The organism is Psychrobacter sp. UBA3483 (genome assembly GCF_002377905.1).
Lineage (GTDB): Bacteria > Pseudomonadota > Gammaproteobacteria > Pseudomonadales > Moraxellaceae > Psychrobacter.
In genome coordinates this window covers 55,732-70,579 of record NZ_DFQS01000038.1, presented here as the reverse complement: position 1 = coordinate 70,579, position 14,848 = coordinate 55,732, and the positions used below count along the sequence as shown (strand labels likewise).

Annotated in this window: 13 protein-coding genes; 8 read left to right on the top strand and 5 right to left on the bottom strand. The window is 44.3% G+C overall.

Annotated elements, in window-relative coordinates; genetic code table 11:
- Nucleotides 1-70: 70 nt before the first annotated feature.
- Nucleotides 71-1,708 carry an electron transfer flavoprotein-ubiquinone oxidoreductase gene (locus B2866_RS06695; protein ID WP_296191881.1) on the bottom strand — a complete coding sequence of 546 codons (1,638 nt, stop codon included), beginning with the start codon at nucleotides 1,706-1,708 and terminating at the stop codon, nucleotides 71-73.
- A gap of 701 nt (nucleotides 1,709-2,409) precedes the next feature.
- Between B2866_RS06695 and B2866_RS06690 the strand changes: the two genes are divergently transcribed.
- From B2866_RS06690 to B2866_RS06675, 4 genes are all read left to right on the top strand, one after another.
- Nucleotides 2,410-3,138 (top strand): DUF1285 domain-containing protein, encoded by a 729-nt coding sequence (locus tag B2866_RS06690; RefSeq protein WP_296191871.1) that lies wholly within the window; start codon nucleotides 2,410-2,412, stop codon nucleotides 3,136-3,138.
- A gap of 54 nt (nucleotides 3,139-3,192) precedes the next feature.
- Nucleotides 3,193-4,188, top strand: a complete 996-nt coding sequence (gene murI / locus B2866_RS06685) for a glutamate racemase (protein WP_296191870.1) — start codon at nucleotides 3,193-3,195, stop codon at nucleotides 4,186-4,188.
- A 227-nt stretch (nucleotides 4,189-4,415) separates the two neighbouring features.
- Entirely contained in the window at nucleotides 4,416-5,444 is a 1,029-nt protein-coding gene (locus tag B2866_RS06680) for a DUF4062 domain-containing protein (protein ID WP_296191866.1), read from the top strand.
- Nucleotides 5,445-5,650: 206 nt separating this feature from the next.
- Nucleotides 5,651-5,950 carry a hypothetical protein gene (locus tag B2866_RS06675; protein ID WP_296191865.1) on the top strand — a complete coding sequence of 100 codons (300 nt, stop codon included), beginning with the start codon at nucleotides 5,651-5,653 and terminating at the stop codon, nucleotides 5,948-5,950.
- A gap of 155 nt (nucleotides 5,951-6,105) precedes the next feature.
- Here B2866_RS06675 and B2866_RS06670 read toward each other — a convergent pair whose 3' ends face one another.
- From B2866_RS06670 to msrA, 3 genes are all read right to left on the bottom strand, one after another.
- Entirely contained in the window at nucleotides 6,106-7,599 is a 1,494-nt protein-coding gene (locus B2866_RS06670; protein WP_296191862.1) for a lytic murein transglycosylase, read from the bottom strand.
- Nucleotides 7,600-7,816: 217 nt separating this feature from the next.
- Nucleotides 7,817-8,482, bottom strand: coding sequence for a thiopurine S-methyltransferase (tmpT, locus tag B2866_RS06665; RefSeq protein WP_296191859.1), 666 nt, complete (start codon nucleotides 8,480-8,482; stop codon nucleotides 7,817-7,819).
- A 121-nt stretch (nucleotides 8,483-8,603) separates the two neighbouring features.
- Nucleotides 8,604-9,125 (bottom strand): peptide-methionine (S)-S-oxide reductase MsrA, encoded by a 522-nt coding sequence (gene msrA / locus B2866_RS06660; RefSeq protein ID WP_068406975.1) that lies wholly within the window; start codon nucleotides 9,123-9,125, stop codon nucleotides 8,604-8,606.
- A gap of 297 nt (nucleotides 9,126-9,422) precedes the next feature.
- Between msrA and cmoA the strand changes: the two genes are divergently transcribed.
- Entirely contained in the window at nucleotides 9,423-10,214 is a 792-nt protein-coding gene (gene cmoA, locus B2866_RS06655; RefSeq protein ID WP_296191855.1) for a carboxy-S-adenosyl-L-methionine synthase CmoA, read from the top strand.
- 83 nt (nucleotides 10,215-10,297) lie between these two features.
- On the top strand, nucleotides 10,298-11,329 hold the full coding sequence (gene cmoB / locus B2866_RS06650) for a tRNA 5-methoxyuridine(34)/uridine 5-oxyacetic acid(34) synthase CmoB (protein ID WP_296191852.1): 1,032 nt from the start codon (nucleotides 10,298-10,300) through the stop codon (nucleotides 11,327-11,329).
- Nucleotides 11,330-11,363: 34 nt separating this feature from the next.
- Here cmoB and B2866_RS06645 read toward each other — a convergent pair whose 3' ends face one another.
- The gene (locus B2866_RS06645) at nucleotides 11,364-11,582 is read right to left on the bottom strand and encodes a DUF2788 domain-containing protein (protein WP_296191849.1); all 219 of its coding nucleotides are present in this window, start codon (nucleotides 11,580-11,582) and stop codon (nucleotides 11,364-11,366) included.
- A gap of 386 nt (nucleotides 11,583-11,968) precedes the next feature.
- Between B2866_RS06645 and argS the strand changes: the two genes are divergently transcribed.
- On the top strand, nucleotides 11,969-13,798 hold the full coding sequence (gene argS, locus B2866_RS06640; protein ID WP_296191847.1) for an arginine--tRNA ligase: 1,830 nt from the start codon (nucleotides 11,969-11,971) through the stop codon (nucleotides 13,796-13,798).
- Between the two features lie 139 nt (nucleotides 13,799-13,937).
- A complete protein-coding gene (locus B2866_RS06635; protein ID WP_296191846.1) occupies nucleotides 13,938-14,771 on the top strand; it encodes an SPOR domain-containing protein in 834 nt (277 codons plus the stop codon).
- The last annotated feature ends 77 nt before the right edge of the window (nucleotides 14,772-14,848 follow it).

Below are 14,848 nucleotides of genomic sequence, written 5' to 3'. Positions count from 1 at the left end.
CCAACTTATGGGGGTCAGTTCATGAATTAAGAGCGGTTTTTTATGAAGCGATAGATATCTAAAACATGATTTACATGTTTGGATAGTTAGGACCACCGCCGCCTTCAGGTGTCACCCAAGTAATATTCTGTGACGGGTCTTTGATGTCACAGGTTTTACAATGCACGCAGTTTTGCGCATTGATGACAAACTTAGCACCTTCGGCATCTTTCACCACTTCATAAACGCCAGCTGGACAATACAGACGCGCAGGCTCAGCATATAGCGGTAAGTTGATTGAAACAGGCACCGTAGGATCGGTGAGTTTTAGATGCGTCGGTTGGTCTTCAGCATGGTTGGTATTAGAGATAAAGACTGATGACAGCTTATCAAATACCAGTTTACCATCGGGCTTAGGATAGGTTGGCTGATAAGCATGCGCCGCGCGCTCCAACTGATCATAATCTTTCTTATTATCATGAATAGTCAGGGGCATTTTACCGCCAAGCAAGTTTTGCTCGATAAAGGTAAAGGCACCGCCCATCCATTGACCCATACGGTGCATGGCTGGCGCAAAGTTACGCGCTTCGTAGTTATCTTGATATAACCAAGATTCTTTATACATGGTGCTATAAGCAACCACATCGTCATACTCACGGCCTGCTTGTAATGCTTCAAAAATCGCTTCAGCCGCCAACATGCCTGACTTCATTGAGGTGTGCGTACCTTTAATTTTGGCAGGGTTTAAGAAACCCGCGTCATCACCGACCAACACGCCACCTGGGAAGGTGAATTTCGGTAAAGAGTTTAAGCCGCCTTTGGTCAACGCACGCGCGCCGTACGATAGGCGTTTGCCGCCTTCTAAGATGTTACGAATGAGTGGGTGCAGTTTTAAGCGCTGCATCTCATCAAACGGTGACATATAAGGGTTTGAGTACGATAGGTCGATGACCATACCGAAGCTGACTTGGTTGTTTTCATCGAAATATAACCACCAACCACCAGAAGAACCGGTATCGGTTAATGGCCAACCTGAACCATGCATCACCACGCCTTGCTCGTGCTTCTCTGGGCTGACTTCCCATAGCTCTTTTAGACCGATGCCATAATGCTGAGGGTCTGAGTCTTTATCAAGAGCAAAACGGCTGATGAGGCGTTTGCCTAGATGTCCGCGGCAACCTTCGGCAAAAATAGTATATTTACCTAGCAGCTCGTAACCTGGCTCAAAGCTCGGCTTGGCTTCACCATTGGCAGCCACGCCCATATCGCCTGTCAAAACCCCTCTTACCGAACCGTCATCATTATATAAAATCTCATCGGCAGCAAAGCCTGGGAACATCATCACTTCAAGCTCTTCTGCTTGCTCAGCCAACCAGCGAACGACGTTGCCCAATGAGACAATGTAGTTGCCTTCATTGTGCATGCTGGCAGGTACGATAGAATCAGGCAGTTTGGTTGCTTTGGTCGCAGAACCAAGCATATAAACGCGGTCTTCAATGGCAGGTACGTTTAGTGGCGCGCCTTTTTCTTTCCAATCTGGTATCAGCTCGTCTAAAGCGCGCGGCTCAATGACCGCACCAGATAAGGTATGCGCACCAAACTCTGAGCCTTTTTCGACCACACAAACCATGAATTCATCATTGCCCGCTGCAATAGCAAGCTGACGCAGACGAATGGCCGCTGATAAACCCGCAGGGCCACCGCCGACGATGATGACATCAAATTCCATTGATTCACGTTCGATTTCAGGCTCAGTTACTTCTGGTTCTACGACTGGCTCAGGTATTGCTTCTGTTTCAGTAGTGGCTTCTACTGGCTCAGCGGCAACTTCTGTCGCCTCGGTGGCAGGGGTTTCTTCAGTAGTGGCGACTTCCTCTACGGCGGCATCAGGGTTCACGGTGTCGTTATCCACGATGGGCGTATCGGTGTTCACAGTGTCCTTACTAACCGTGTCGTTATTAACAACGTCGCTGCTAACGTTGTCACTATCAACGACAGGCTTTTGATTGTCTTGCTCTTGCATACCTACTCCTAAACTTTTAGTGGCTTATCTCAGGGCATCATTAGCTTAACAATTGAATAATAAGGCTTGCGGCGCTAACGTTACTCAGACATATGGCTGCCCGATAAGAACTGTCTTTGCGGCATCAATTGACGACGTTAAGGGTAAAAAGATCCAAGAAAAATTTAGCACCCATAACGTAAAATGTGTCGTTAATTCAACACCCACTGAACCATTGCAAATATATAATCGTTACTCATTATAAAAGAAAAGTCCTACAAACACGATACGCATTTCTGGGTATCAATGTTAAGGTAAGATTAAAATAATGGGGGTACAATGACGATAGGCTTTCATCATACCCGAAACAAAAATTTATAGTAATAATAGATTCGCCAAACTTTGATTACTACATAAAGGATTTTGTGATGAATGACGATAATAAAAATGATAATTCTAATGATAAAGATAGCCCCAAAGCTACAAATGATAAGGCGTTGGGGATAAATGGTATCGATGCCCTAAGTCAGTATTTTAAGTCAGCGCCGAGCACGCGCGAGGGGCGCGCCATACCGCCGCTTGAGAACTGGCATCCTGAGCAAGTAACGGATATGGATTTAACCATCAAAGCCAACGGTGAGTGGTGGCACGAAGGCGGGCACATGACCCGTCAGTCATTAGTCAGTTTATTTGCTACTATTTTGTGGAAAGAAGAAAATAGTGGCGCGGTTGAGTATTTTTTAAAGACGCCAGTACAAAAACTGCGTATCCAAGTAGAAGATGCGCCATTATTGATTAATGATGTTGGCATTGTTGAGGACGCAGGTAAGCGTTGGCTAGAATTTACAACCACCACCGGCGATGTGGTGCGTTTAGATGCTGCGCATCCGATTGGTTTGCGTGCTTACTCAATCAAAAAGGCTGATAACAGCGGCAATTCTGACAAAAGTAAAGATAAAGAAGACATTGGAAGTATAGAAAGCACTACTCAAATGCGTCCTTATATGATGGTGCGAAACGGTTTAGAGGCATTGATTGGACGTAACGCCTTTTACCATTTAACAGAAATTGGTGAATTGACAGAGCGTGATGGTGAGACGATACTAACGCTGCAAAGTGGCGATAACGCTTATACGTTATCAATGCCATCTGCATAACAAGAGAGTCTATTTAGCATTTAATATTTATATGAAAACGGCGGTAAGAGAGTAATGAAGATTGCCGTAAAAGCAGCGCCTGATAATACAACCTATGATAGGTCTGAGACGCATACAACGACAGTTATTGATGATAATTTTAAAACGCTTAAAACAAATAACTGCGTGACAAATAACACGCTCAAAAAAGAGCGCAGCGCGCCAATCGGCTTATTTGATTCGGGCGTTGGCGGTTTGTCAGTCTATCTACATTTGGCTCAGCAGTTACCACATGAGCGTTATGTTTATTATGCTGATACCTTGCATGTACCGTATGGCAATCGCGATAGTGAAGACATTAAAGCCTTAACGCTCGCTGCAGTAGAATGGCTGTACCAACAAGGCTGTAAGCTTATTGTTATCGCCTGTAATAGTGCTTCGGCGTATGCTTTAGAGACTGCCAGACGCTATTATCCGCAGCTGCCTATTGTTGGTCTGGTGCCCGCTTTAAAACCTGCGGTATTGGCCAGCAAAACTCAGCACGTGGCAGTATTGGCAACGAAAGCGACGTTAAACGGGGCGTTACTTAATGACGTCATTACCAATGTTGCCATTCCTCATACCACCAGAGTTACCAAATACTTTGACCCAAATTTAGTACCTTGGGTCGAGTTAGGTATGCCTGAGGACAGCGAAACGGCTCAAGATTTACGCGCACAATTACAGCAATTTTTGCAAGATGGCGTCGATCAGTTGGTATTAGGCTGTACCCATTATCCATTTTTTAAAGCGTTTTTACGCCAAGAAATTACTCAGCAGCTGTTACCGATAGAAGTCGTCGATTCGGGGCATGCAATCGCTGAGCGCGTTAAGCAGCTGTTGATAGCGGATCAGTTGTCGGCATTACCCGTTAAGGTATCAGCTAATGAAGCGTTAAATGGCGTAGCGACCGCTATAGATATACCGCCGGCTTTGACTTTTTACGCGACTAGGTACGATGAGCAGCTCGGCGCTGTGGTGCGACGTTTATTGGGTAAACAGTCTCGTATACAGTATATTCTTTCGCCTTAAGCCCTTTTGTTTTAGTCTAATAGGGTTCTTTGCCTGTGCAATAGAGAGGTAGCTGTTATAATCCCGCAATATATTAGTGGAATTAGCAATAAATTAAACGCATTTGCGTAATATTATGCTAGGCTAGTATTTGCCAAACAGAATATTAGACAGGCTCTGATGCTATCGTTTTTGGGTATCGATTGAGATAACTTTCATTTATATGACTAATAAGCTTAGAGGTGATTGTGTCAAACCGTCGCTATCATATTCACGTCATATGCGCTGACAACGACCAACTGTTGGTTTTAGACAGTGTGGCGATGTTTTTCCAAGGCCGCGCATTTTTAACCTATGACGTTTCTAGCAAATTACCCAAAGCGGCGTTATATGGGCGCCAGTGTATCGATGCTTGCGATTATGCGCTGATGATTATCGGCGATAGCTATGGCACAGCGCAAAATACTGGTGTCAGTCAAATGCATTTGAGCTATCTTAATGCTAAAGCCAAGCTCAAACCTTTGTTAATATTGGTCAAAAGTCATCATAACGAGGTCAATATCAGTCGGCAGCTGCAAGAATTCACCAACATGGTGACCAAAAAAGCCGATAAGATTTATTACTATGAAACAGAAAACGATATCGAGCAGCTCCTCATTCAGGCCTTCTATAGAATGGTCGCCAATCATGAAGTAGGGGACGGCTGGGTAAGAGTCAGTGACGAGCTGATGAAAGCCAATAAATCCGTACTTGCTGAAGAAACGGCAACGAGCTTTTCTACCAAGAGAACCAAACTTACTCAATCTCGCCCTGCTGATATCGACTATTTAGCGGCTAATAATGTCAGCAAGCCTCTGGTATTAACCGACACTTTTGAGATCCAATACAAAGCCCAAGCCTATGAAGGCGGCAATTTAACCGATGTCAGCCGTCCCATGACTTTATCGTGGCAAGAAGTGCTCATCGCTTTAGTAAAGGTACCGGCTACCTTTTCAAGCTATGGCTTACAGAGTGCTATTAATCGCTTAATCGCCGTCAAAGCTGAAACAGATATCAAAAAAGACATGCCAAATGTCCATGCAGTAGCACGTTGTCAGATTTCTCAAGATGACTTAAACCAGTTGCAGCGTCAGTTGGTAGGGGCGAATTGGATTCAACTCAGCACTTATGGCACGCGCGTGTCACAAGAACTCTGGAAGCTTACCTTTTATGCGAAGAGCTTATTGACAGACAGTAATACCACCATACCTAGTGCGCCGTCTTTACCTCTTAATTAGCGCAAACCACTAAAGGTTTTATTGATAAATTTCTCATTAATAAACGCTTTAGTAATCATTTTCCGGTTATAAAAACCCATTTATAAAGCTGCCGCTTACCCTTTGTAATACAAAGCATACGTCTCTGTAGTTGTGAAGCTGGGCAATACCCGTAATAATGAGCGTATAAATACATAATAAAACGTAACTATTAGGGAGAATGAATGATGAGTAATGCTAAAAATGATAGCTTAAAAAGTGAGTTAACCAACTTAGAAGAAACCATGCTCGAAGCAAATCAGTTTCGTACCTTAGAGGAGCAAGTCGCCGATATGAAGCGCCGCGGCATTGATCCGACCCAAGCCTATAAGGATTTGGATAGAAAGGAAGAAGATGCCGACTGGGGTGATGCGACGTGGAAAGAGAACGGTAAATGGGAGCCAAAAACGCCTGCGGATTTAGATGACAAAGCACGCGAAAATTGGGATGGCGATAATGGCAAACCGAACCCGCCACCTGTTATCTAGTAGGTATTATTTAACAAAATAATAGAATGATGACCGTATTTTTTCAGTTTATTCAATTCATTTTATAAAAAAGCCACGCAAATAAGCGTGGCCTTTTTATTAGTCGCTAATACATGCTTGTAGATAATAAATAATTCATTCCTTAGCTTAGCTAATTACGAGCCTTCATCAACGCGTACAAGTTTCACCGTACCATCAGGACTGCTAACCCGGCGATAACGGGTATTACTCGATGAGGTTGATGGTCTAACGGTTTGCTGCACAGACGGCTGTACCGAGTAAGGGTTAGAGTTTGAGTTGCCAGTTTGCTGTTGAATCAATTGCCCCATACGGTCTGTAGGTGCAGGGTTTAAAGGACGATTGTTTGCTGGTTGTCCGTATGGATTACCATATTGGGAAGTGCTTGCAACACTATTGCCAACGATGGCGCGATAAAATTTTTGTCCGGCGCGTCCATCGGCAGGAAAGATGCCGTGGCTTGATTGATATTGCTGAATGGCCGTACGGGTATTGTCACCGATGATACCGTCCACTTCGCCAATATCGTAGCCTGCATTTAATAATGCTTGCTGAATATCTTTAGATTGCTGACGGCTAATACCAGGGTCGTCCGTCGGCCATGCAGTGACAAAGTCGGTTTTGCTGCTGTCTTCACGCGCGATTAAGTCTGATAAATGGGCAATCGCTAAAGCATAATTTTCTGAAGCATTATACGAATAAAACGTATCGAAGTTTTTACCCACCAAGAATGCTGGACCATCAGTGCCGGCTGGTAATAATAAACCTGCGCTGCCCAAGGTAGAAGGTAATGGACTACCATTCGCCAATGTCAGGCCTTGATTGCGCCAATGGCTGATAGATTTTTTGTCTTTACGGTTTGATGCGCCCCAAAAACCACTCGGCAGTTTGACTTCATAACCCCATGGCTCGCCGGTACGGTAGCCACGTTTGTCTAAAAAGTTGGCAGTAGAAGCGAGAGCATCAGGGACGCTATTAACCAAGTCGCGGCGGCCATCACCATCAAAATCGACAGCCAATTCTAGAAAGGTACTTGGCATAAACTGCGTTTGTCCAAATGCACCCGCCCATGAGCCGGTCATATCACTGGGTGAGATATCGCCATTTTGCACAATTTTTAGCGCATTGGCATATTCGCCTTGGAAGTAGCTTTGGCGACGATCAAAACATGACAGCGTCGCTAAAGACTCAAACAATGGCTTTTTACCCAATGTCTGACCAAAGTTTGACTCCACGCCCCATACGCCCAATACGTGTTCGGCTTTGACCCCATAGCGCGATTCAATGCGGCGTAAGGTATCTGCCCATTGGTGCTTAGCGCGAATACCATCTTCGACCCGCTCTTTATCTACCAATGATGACAAATAATCCCAAACGTCCTTTTGAAATTCAGGCTGGTAATTAAGTGACTGAATCACACTAGGGTCAGGCTGGCTTGGACGATAGTTATTAAACGTATAGCTATCGACGCCGCGGAATTTACTAGAGTTTTTTAAACCATCTAAGCACTGCTGAAACTGGCTATTAGATAAGTCTGGTGCTGGTGGTTTGGCCGCTTGCGCAGTACTGGCAAAGCTGAGGCCAACCGCGATGCTAAGTAGCGATAACGTAGAGGTCGAAGAAAAATGCATGGAAATATCCTATAAACATCGAAATAGTCATTGAAAGAGAACAAAGCTGGATTAAGCAGTATGAACTTAGAGTAACCAATCTCAATAGTAAAGAAAAGGTATCGAAGCACTCCGTTACTATAAATTGACGTGAGCGTGAGGTTAGAAGAGGGTTTGGCTATCACGCTCAAGCAAGCTTTAGAGCTTTTTCGTGATTTAGCTCCAATGGATGAGTAGATTAAGGATTTAATAGCCAAACCTGTTCAGTTACGGCTAGCTCTGATGCCGCATTAAGGGTAGATGACTGTTTTTCAAGCGCAATAATCTCATACTCGGCATCATAATATTGCTGTAACTGCTGCTGACTAATCGAAAAAGGCGGGCCATCTTTTTTACTTTGGTCATAGTTTAGGGTGATTAATAGTTGTGGCGCGTGATTACTAAGCTTAACTATTTGCGTACTATAATCAGCACGCATCGTTGCTGGCAAGGCTATCAATGCTGCTCTATCATAAACAGCATTAATCTTACCCATATCTGTGGCGCTCAGAGCAAAAATATCTGCTGCCCATAAAGTGATGGTTTGCCCAGCTAGCTGACCCTGATAGCGTTTTAAAATGGCGTTATCAGTAGCGCTCGTAAATTCAGCGATAGTAGGAATAACCTTTTGTTCAGCAAAGAACGCTTGCACAGCAGTTTCCACCAGCTCGACGCCAACGACGTCATAGCCTGCGTGCGCAAGCCATACCATATCAACTGATTTACCGCATAAAGGTACCAAGACTTGGCTACCGATGGGCACTGCGAGCTCAGAAAAATACTCGATTAGCTGAGGATTGACGTCAGACTTATGAAAGCCAATGCGGCCTTCTTGCCAGCGCTGTTGCCAAAATTTAGAATCCATATCTTTATTCCCAAACTATCTATGCTTTAAATATTTGGTATTATCATACCGCTAAACGCAATAAAAAAGCCAAGCGTCTTGACCCTTGGCTTTGATAGCGTATAAAACTCACGTTACTTGTTTAATTCACCATATATTGGCTAAATTCTTTGCGCAGTTTGGCAAGTTTTGGCGGAATAGCAAAGTTACAATAGGCTTGACCCGGGTTTCTATTATAGAAATCTTGATGGGCGTCTTCAGCTTTGTAAAATTCCATAGCGGGATGGACTTCTGTCACCACATTAAGGCCCATGTCGCGTAATTTGTTAATCGTACGGTCGACCGTTGGTTTTTGCGCCTCATCGGTATAGAAAACCACGCTGCGATATTGGCTGCCGACATCGTTGCCTTGACGATCCATAGTGGTGGGATCATGCGTGGCAAAAAACACATCAAGAACCACTTCTAATGGTACGATAGACTCATCAAATTCAACCTTGATCACTTCAACGTGTCCGGTATCACCGCCGCAGACCGCTTCGTAGTTGGCAGAAACGGCATCGCCGCCCATATAACCTGACACTACAGATTGCACGCCTTTTACGGATAAAAATACGGATTCGGTGCACCAAAAACAGCCACCGCCTAAGATAATGGTTTGCATAATTGTTCCTATTATTATTGCTGTTGTCATAGAAATACGCTAAGTGCTTTATTTGGTTGCAATATCTCATCTTTCAATACTAATTTTATGTCTCAATATTGCCTTTATAAAGGATTAGCGTTACCTATTTAGCTTAGCAGGGCAGTTGTCCGCCATAAGTAACAAACAGTAATGTTATAATGGGCTTTTGCTATCTTTAAAGCACTGAGCAATTCATCATTTAATTAACATTTTATTTTTAAAAAATCAAAGTTTCATTATCAAAAAACGAGCCACCATCAAAAAACGAGCAACCCCATGAGCCAAACTAAGCCTGCTAACCTGACTAATGATACCGTGAAGCACGATACCTTATTTACCACGCCACTCGATAAAGCGGCGCGTTTTTCTTTTGACGAGCAGGTCGTCGCTTGTTTTCCCGACATGATTCGCCGTAGTGTACCCGGTTATGGTCAAGTGCTGGCGATGTTGCCGATATTCGCTCGTCGCCACTGCAAATACCGCCAGCAAGATAATAGCGGCCAGCGTGTCAGTCGTGTCTATGATTTGGGCTGCTCACTGGGTGCAGCAAGTATGGCGTTGGCAGGCGAGTTTGAGCCGCAAGATTTACAGATTAAGGCGATTGATATCTCACCCGCGATGACCAATGAGGCGAGCACTTTATTAACGGAAAATTATCCGGCGCATACTATTGAAGTGATTACCGCTGATATTCGTGATGTCGAGCTTGATCCATGCGATATGGTCATTCTGAATCTGACGCTACAGTTTTTGCCCGTTGCCGACAGGGTAGCAGTGCTTGAGAAAATTTATGCCGCATTAAGTGAGGGCGGTATTTTGGTATTGACCGAAAAAACCCATGCTTTCGATGAGCAGTATGATGCGTGGTTGGTTGAGCGTTATTACGATTTTAAACGCGCCAATGGTTATACCGAGATGGAAATCAGCGGCAAACGCAATGCCTTAGAAAACGTTTTGATTACCGATACCTTGGATGAGCATCATACGCGTCTAGCGCAAGTAGGCTTTGGGCGTCATTTGACGTGGTTTCAGTTTTTAAACTTTGTCTCTATTGTGGCCTTTAAATAATATTTAAACGCGATAGTAATAATGGCTCGACTTTTAATATAAATTTTCACTCTATCTTTTTACCAACATGGCAATCTGTTTTTATGCTTAACGACACCATCATTCATGCCGAACGCGAATTATATTTAACCTTGCTGTCATTGGCGCAGCAGCAGCCAAGCGCTTATGAGTGGCTCACGCACTTGCCGACGTGGCTTAATGATATCAAAGATAAAGCCAATTACGCGCACGCGCCTGCTTACCAAGCGTCGGTAGCACGATTGCCAACAGTAGCGGCTGATAAAGTAGATTTGGATAGTGATGTATTAACGATTGCCGCCAATCTCAGCGACTCTGAGCGCAAACAAACCTTAGCGCTACTAAAGCAGTTAATGCCGTGGCGTAAAGGGCCGTTTCAAATTGGTGGTAAGATTGGCGATGATGAGTCAGGTATTAAGATTGATACCGAATGGCATAGCGATTGGAAATGGCAAAGGGTCGCGCCGCATTTAGGTAATTTAAAAGGTCGGCGCGTACTGGATGTAGGTGGTGGCTCAGGTTATCACGGTTGGCGAATGGCAGGGGCAGGCGCGGAGACGGTCATCATTATTGACCCATCGTGCTTGTTTTATCATCAGTTTATGGCCATTCGTCATTTTGTCGGCGCCGCTGATCATTATAAAACGCATTATATCCCCGTACCGCTTGAAGCCTTGCCGGAGCACAGTCAGCTATTTGATACGGTATTTAGTATGGGCGTGCTCTATCATCGCCAATCGCCGTTTGAGCATTTACAACAGCTAAAAGGGCAACTGGTTAAAGGTGGCGAGCTGGTACTCGAAACCTTGGTTATCGATGGCGATGCCAATACCGTCCTTGTACCGCACGATCGTTATGCACAGATGAATAATGTCTATTTTCTGCCATCCGTTGAGGCGCTCACTGGTTGGCTAGAGAAAGCAGGGTTTGGCGAGGTACGCTGCGTCGATGTGGCGGTTACGTCGACTGAGGAGCAGCGCAAAACCGAATGGATGACGTATCATTCCTTGACGGATTTTTTGGACCCTAATGATGCCAGTAAAACCATCGAAGGGTATCCTGCGCCAAAACGGGCAACCTTAATTGCAAAAAAATAGCGCTGGCGGTTTGTCGCTGGCAAAGAGAGTTTGGTTAAATAAACCAACGTTCAAATGCCATCTCTATGAGAACTTTGAGGATAAAACCAATAAAACCGGCACCAAGGGCGAGAAACATCCAAAAAGTACCAGCGCGACCAGCGTTAGACTGTTTTGATAAATCCCAAATAATAAAGAATAAGAAAGCAATAAAAATGGGCAATAAAATATACATGCCCCAACTGGTGACGGTACTAGAAGCAATGGCAAACATGGTTTTGTCCTGTCAATGAAAGTGTGAAATGCTGCGTTTTCTATGGTCTGTTTTTATATATTGTTATAAATGGCATCATCATGTATAGAAGCAGCAATAGATTAATGTTGCCATTATAACGCGGAATAAGGTTGCTATAAATGTTTCACCAACGTCAAACAACAGTAACGCTACAATCCACTTAAATAGCCCTATATTTGCAGCCTATAATAGCCGTTACCTTGTCACTTGCGCATATCTAGTATAATAGCGGTGATTTTAATGCTATTTTTGGTTCAAATAGTGCAATAGCCGCCAAAGGTTGTTATATTTATAGGTTACTTATTTTTTCTGCCTTATCTTATATTACCCCAATTTTTTGTTCATTTATCTGAGTTTATAGTCCTATGTCACAAGCCCAAATCGATACGCTCGCCTCACTGTTTGACAGTGCCATTCAAGTCCTAAAAACGAACGGCGAACTACCGGCTGATTGGCAAAACAACAGCCAAATTACGCGTACTAAAGACACCAGTCATGGTGACTTTGCGAGCAATATCGCCCTAACGGCTGCCAAAGCTGCGAAAGCCAATCCGCGCCAGCTTGCTGAAAAAATCGTCAACGCCTTGCCTGAAAATCAAAATATTCGTCAAGTAGAAATCGCAGGTCCTGGCTTTATCAATGTATTTTTAAATACCGAAGCCAAATTTGCGGTGTTAAACGATATCTTTAAATTGCAAGAACGCTTTGGTTTAAGCAAGCAGTTTAAAGGTCAAAAAATCCAAGTTGAATTTGTTTCGGCCAACCCAACGTCTAGTTTGCACGTCGGTCATGGACGCGGCGCTGCCTTTGGCATGAGCGTGGCAAATTTGCTTGAAGCCATTGGTTATGACGTCACGCGTGAGTATTATGTCAATGATGCCGGTCGCCAAATGGATATTTTAGCGACCAGTACTTATTTGCGTTATCTAGAGGCCAACGGCGAGGCAGTCACTTTCCCAGTCAATGGCTATCAAGGCGATTATGTCAGTGATATCGCGCAAACGCTTAAAACCCAGCATGGCGATAGCTACGTGCACAGTTTTGCCGATATTGCAAAGGACGTAGCAGCAGATGCGCAGTTTGAGATAAACGCTGGTGGCGAAAAAGTGCTGCTATCGGGCGATAAAGAAGCCCATATCGACGGACTGATTGCCAATAGCAAAGCCTTACTTGGTGACGGTTATGAGCTGTTTTTAAATGCGGCATTGAGCAGTATTTTGGCTGATATCAAAGACGATTTAAACGACTTTGGTGTCCGTTATGAGTGCTGGTTTAGCGAAAGATCCATCGATAGCGAGATTGAGCCTGTCTTGCAGCTATTAGATGAAAAAGGTTATTTATACGAAAAAGACGGCAACATTTGGTTTAAATCGACGGATTTTGGCGATGAAAAAGACCGGGTGGTACGCCGTGCCAATGGTCAAAGCACCTATTTTGCCTCTGATATCGCTTATCATAAAAATAAGTTCGATCGCGGTTTTGATAAGGTCATTAACGTTTGGGGCGCTGACCATCATGGTTATGTGCCGCGAGTAAAAGCGGCATTGACGGCGCTTGGTATCGATGCCGACCGCCTTGATGTAGTATTGGTACAGTTTGTTGCCTTATGGCGCGGTAGTGAAAAAGTACAAATGTCATCGCGCTCGGGTAAATTTGTTACCTTACGTGAGCTGCGTCATGAAGTCGGTAACGATGCTGCACGCTTTTACTATGTCGCTCGTAAGCCTGAGGTTCATGTTGATTTTGACTTAGAGCTGGCCAAATCGCAAAGTAAAGACAATTTGGTTTACTATATCCAGTATGCGCATGCACGGGTTTGCCGTGTGTTAGAAAAACTAGAAACCAGTGGTCTGCAAGTAGACGATATTACTGGCGCTGAAAAGCAAGCGTTACTAGTCGCCCCAAGCGAAGAAGAATTGATTAAATTACTTGCCGCTTATCCGGCAACCTTACTACGCTCAGCGACAGGCTATGAGCCGCATATCTTAACCAACTATCTAAAAGAGTTGGCGGCGTTATTTCATGGTTGGTATGATGGCAATCGCATCTTGCCAGTTAGCTTAACCTCAGGTGAGACGCCAAGCCAAGATGAGATGGATTTGATGCAAGCGCGTTTACGCTTATCTAAAGCCGTGCGTCAAGTATTGGCTAATGGACTGAGTTTATTGGGCTTGTCTGCACCGTCTAGCATGTAGTATAAAGGAAGACGGCTGTAACGATTATTTGATGATAATTCTTCAATTCTAATCTAATCGACAGTGCCGATTCGATAAAGACAATTCGATAACGACAACTCGACAACGACAGATATATTCAGTAGGGAGAACGAGATCCATGTTAGCCAAAAAACCAAAAGGTGCCACTGAAAAACGCAAAACCAGTAGTGTGTCAGGCTTATTATGGATGTTTGTTGGGGCGGTATTAACGCTCATGATTGGGGTGTTTTTATACCTCTCACCATTGTTTAATTTTAGTCCTGCGGGCAGCGGTGAGGGCACCGATGCCGATAGACAGGTTCAGCAGCGAGTCGATACTGATACCGATAATGGTGATTATGAGTTCTACGATATTTTGCCCAATCAAGAGATGGCAACCATTCCCGATGAAGACTTCGGCGAAGGCAACAATAGCCAATCCGGTCAAATCACTGACTTTGAGCCAGATGTAGTCGTCAATCAGCCAGAAACCACCACGCCAAGTAATAATGATGCGGGTAACTTTGGTATCTCTGAGAGCACCACGATTGAGCCTAGTCGTAGCAACAACGCGAATAATGCAGCAAACAGTAGTAATGACGACGATATTGTCATCGTTGAAGAAGATGCGACTTATGATGGCACGCCGCCAGCTGCTAGCAATACAGGTGCGGCTGCAAACAGAGCTAATACGGCGAACGCCAGTAATGCTAGCATTCAGCCAGCGAAGCCTGCGGCGACTTATATTTTGCAAATCAACAGCTTTGGTGATGCCGACGAAGCAGACCGTCGCCGTGCGCAAGTATTGATGGCTGGTGTCGATGCTAGAGTGGTGAAAAACACTACCGGTAATGGCCTGCCTATTTATCAGGTGATTTCACGCCCGATGAATAATCGTCAAGCGGTTGCAACTGCCCAGCAGCGCCTGCAAAATAATGGTATTGATTCTATTATCGTAGAGCAGCGCCGTTAAACCTAGAGTATTGATAAAAAAAGCGTCAGAGGACGCTTTTTTTATCCCTTTTTTTTGATATGTTTTTTAGCTCCTTT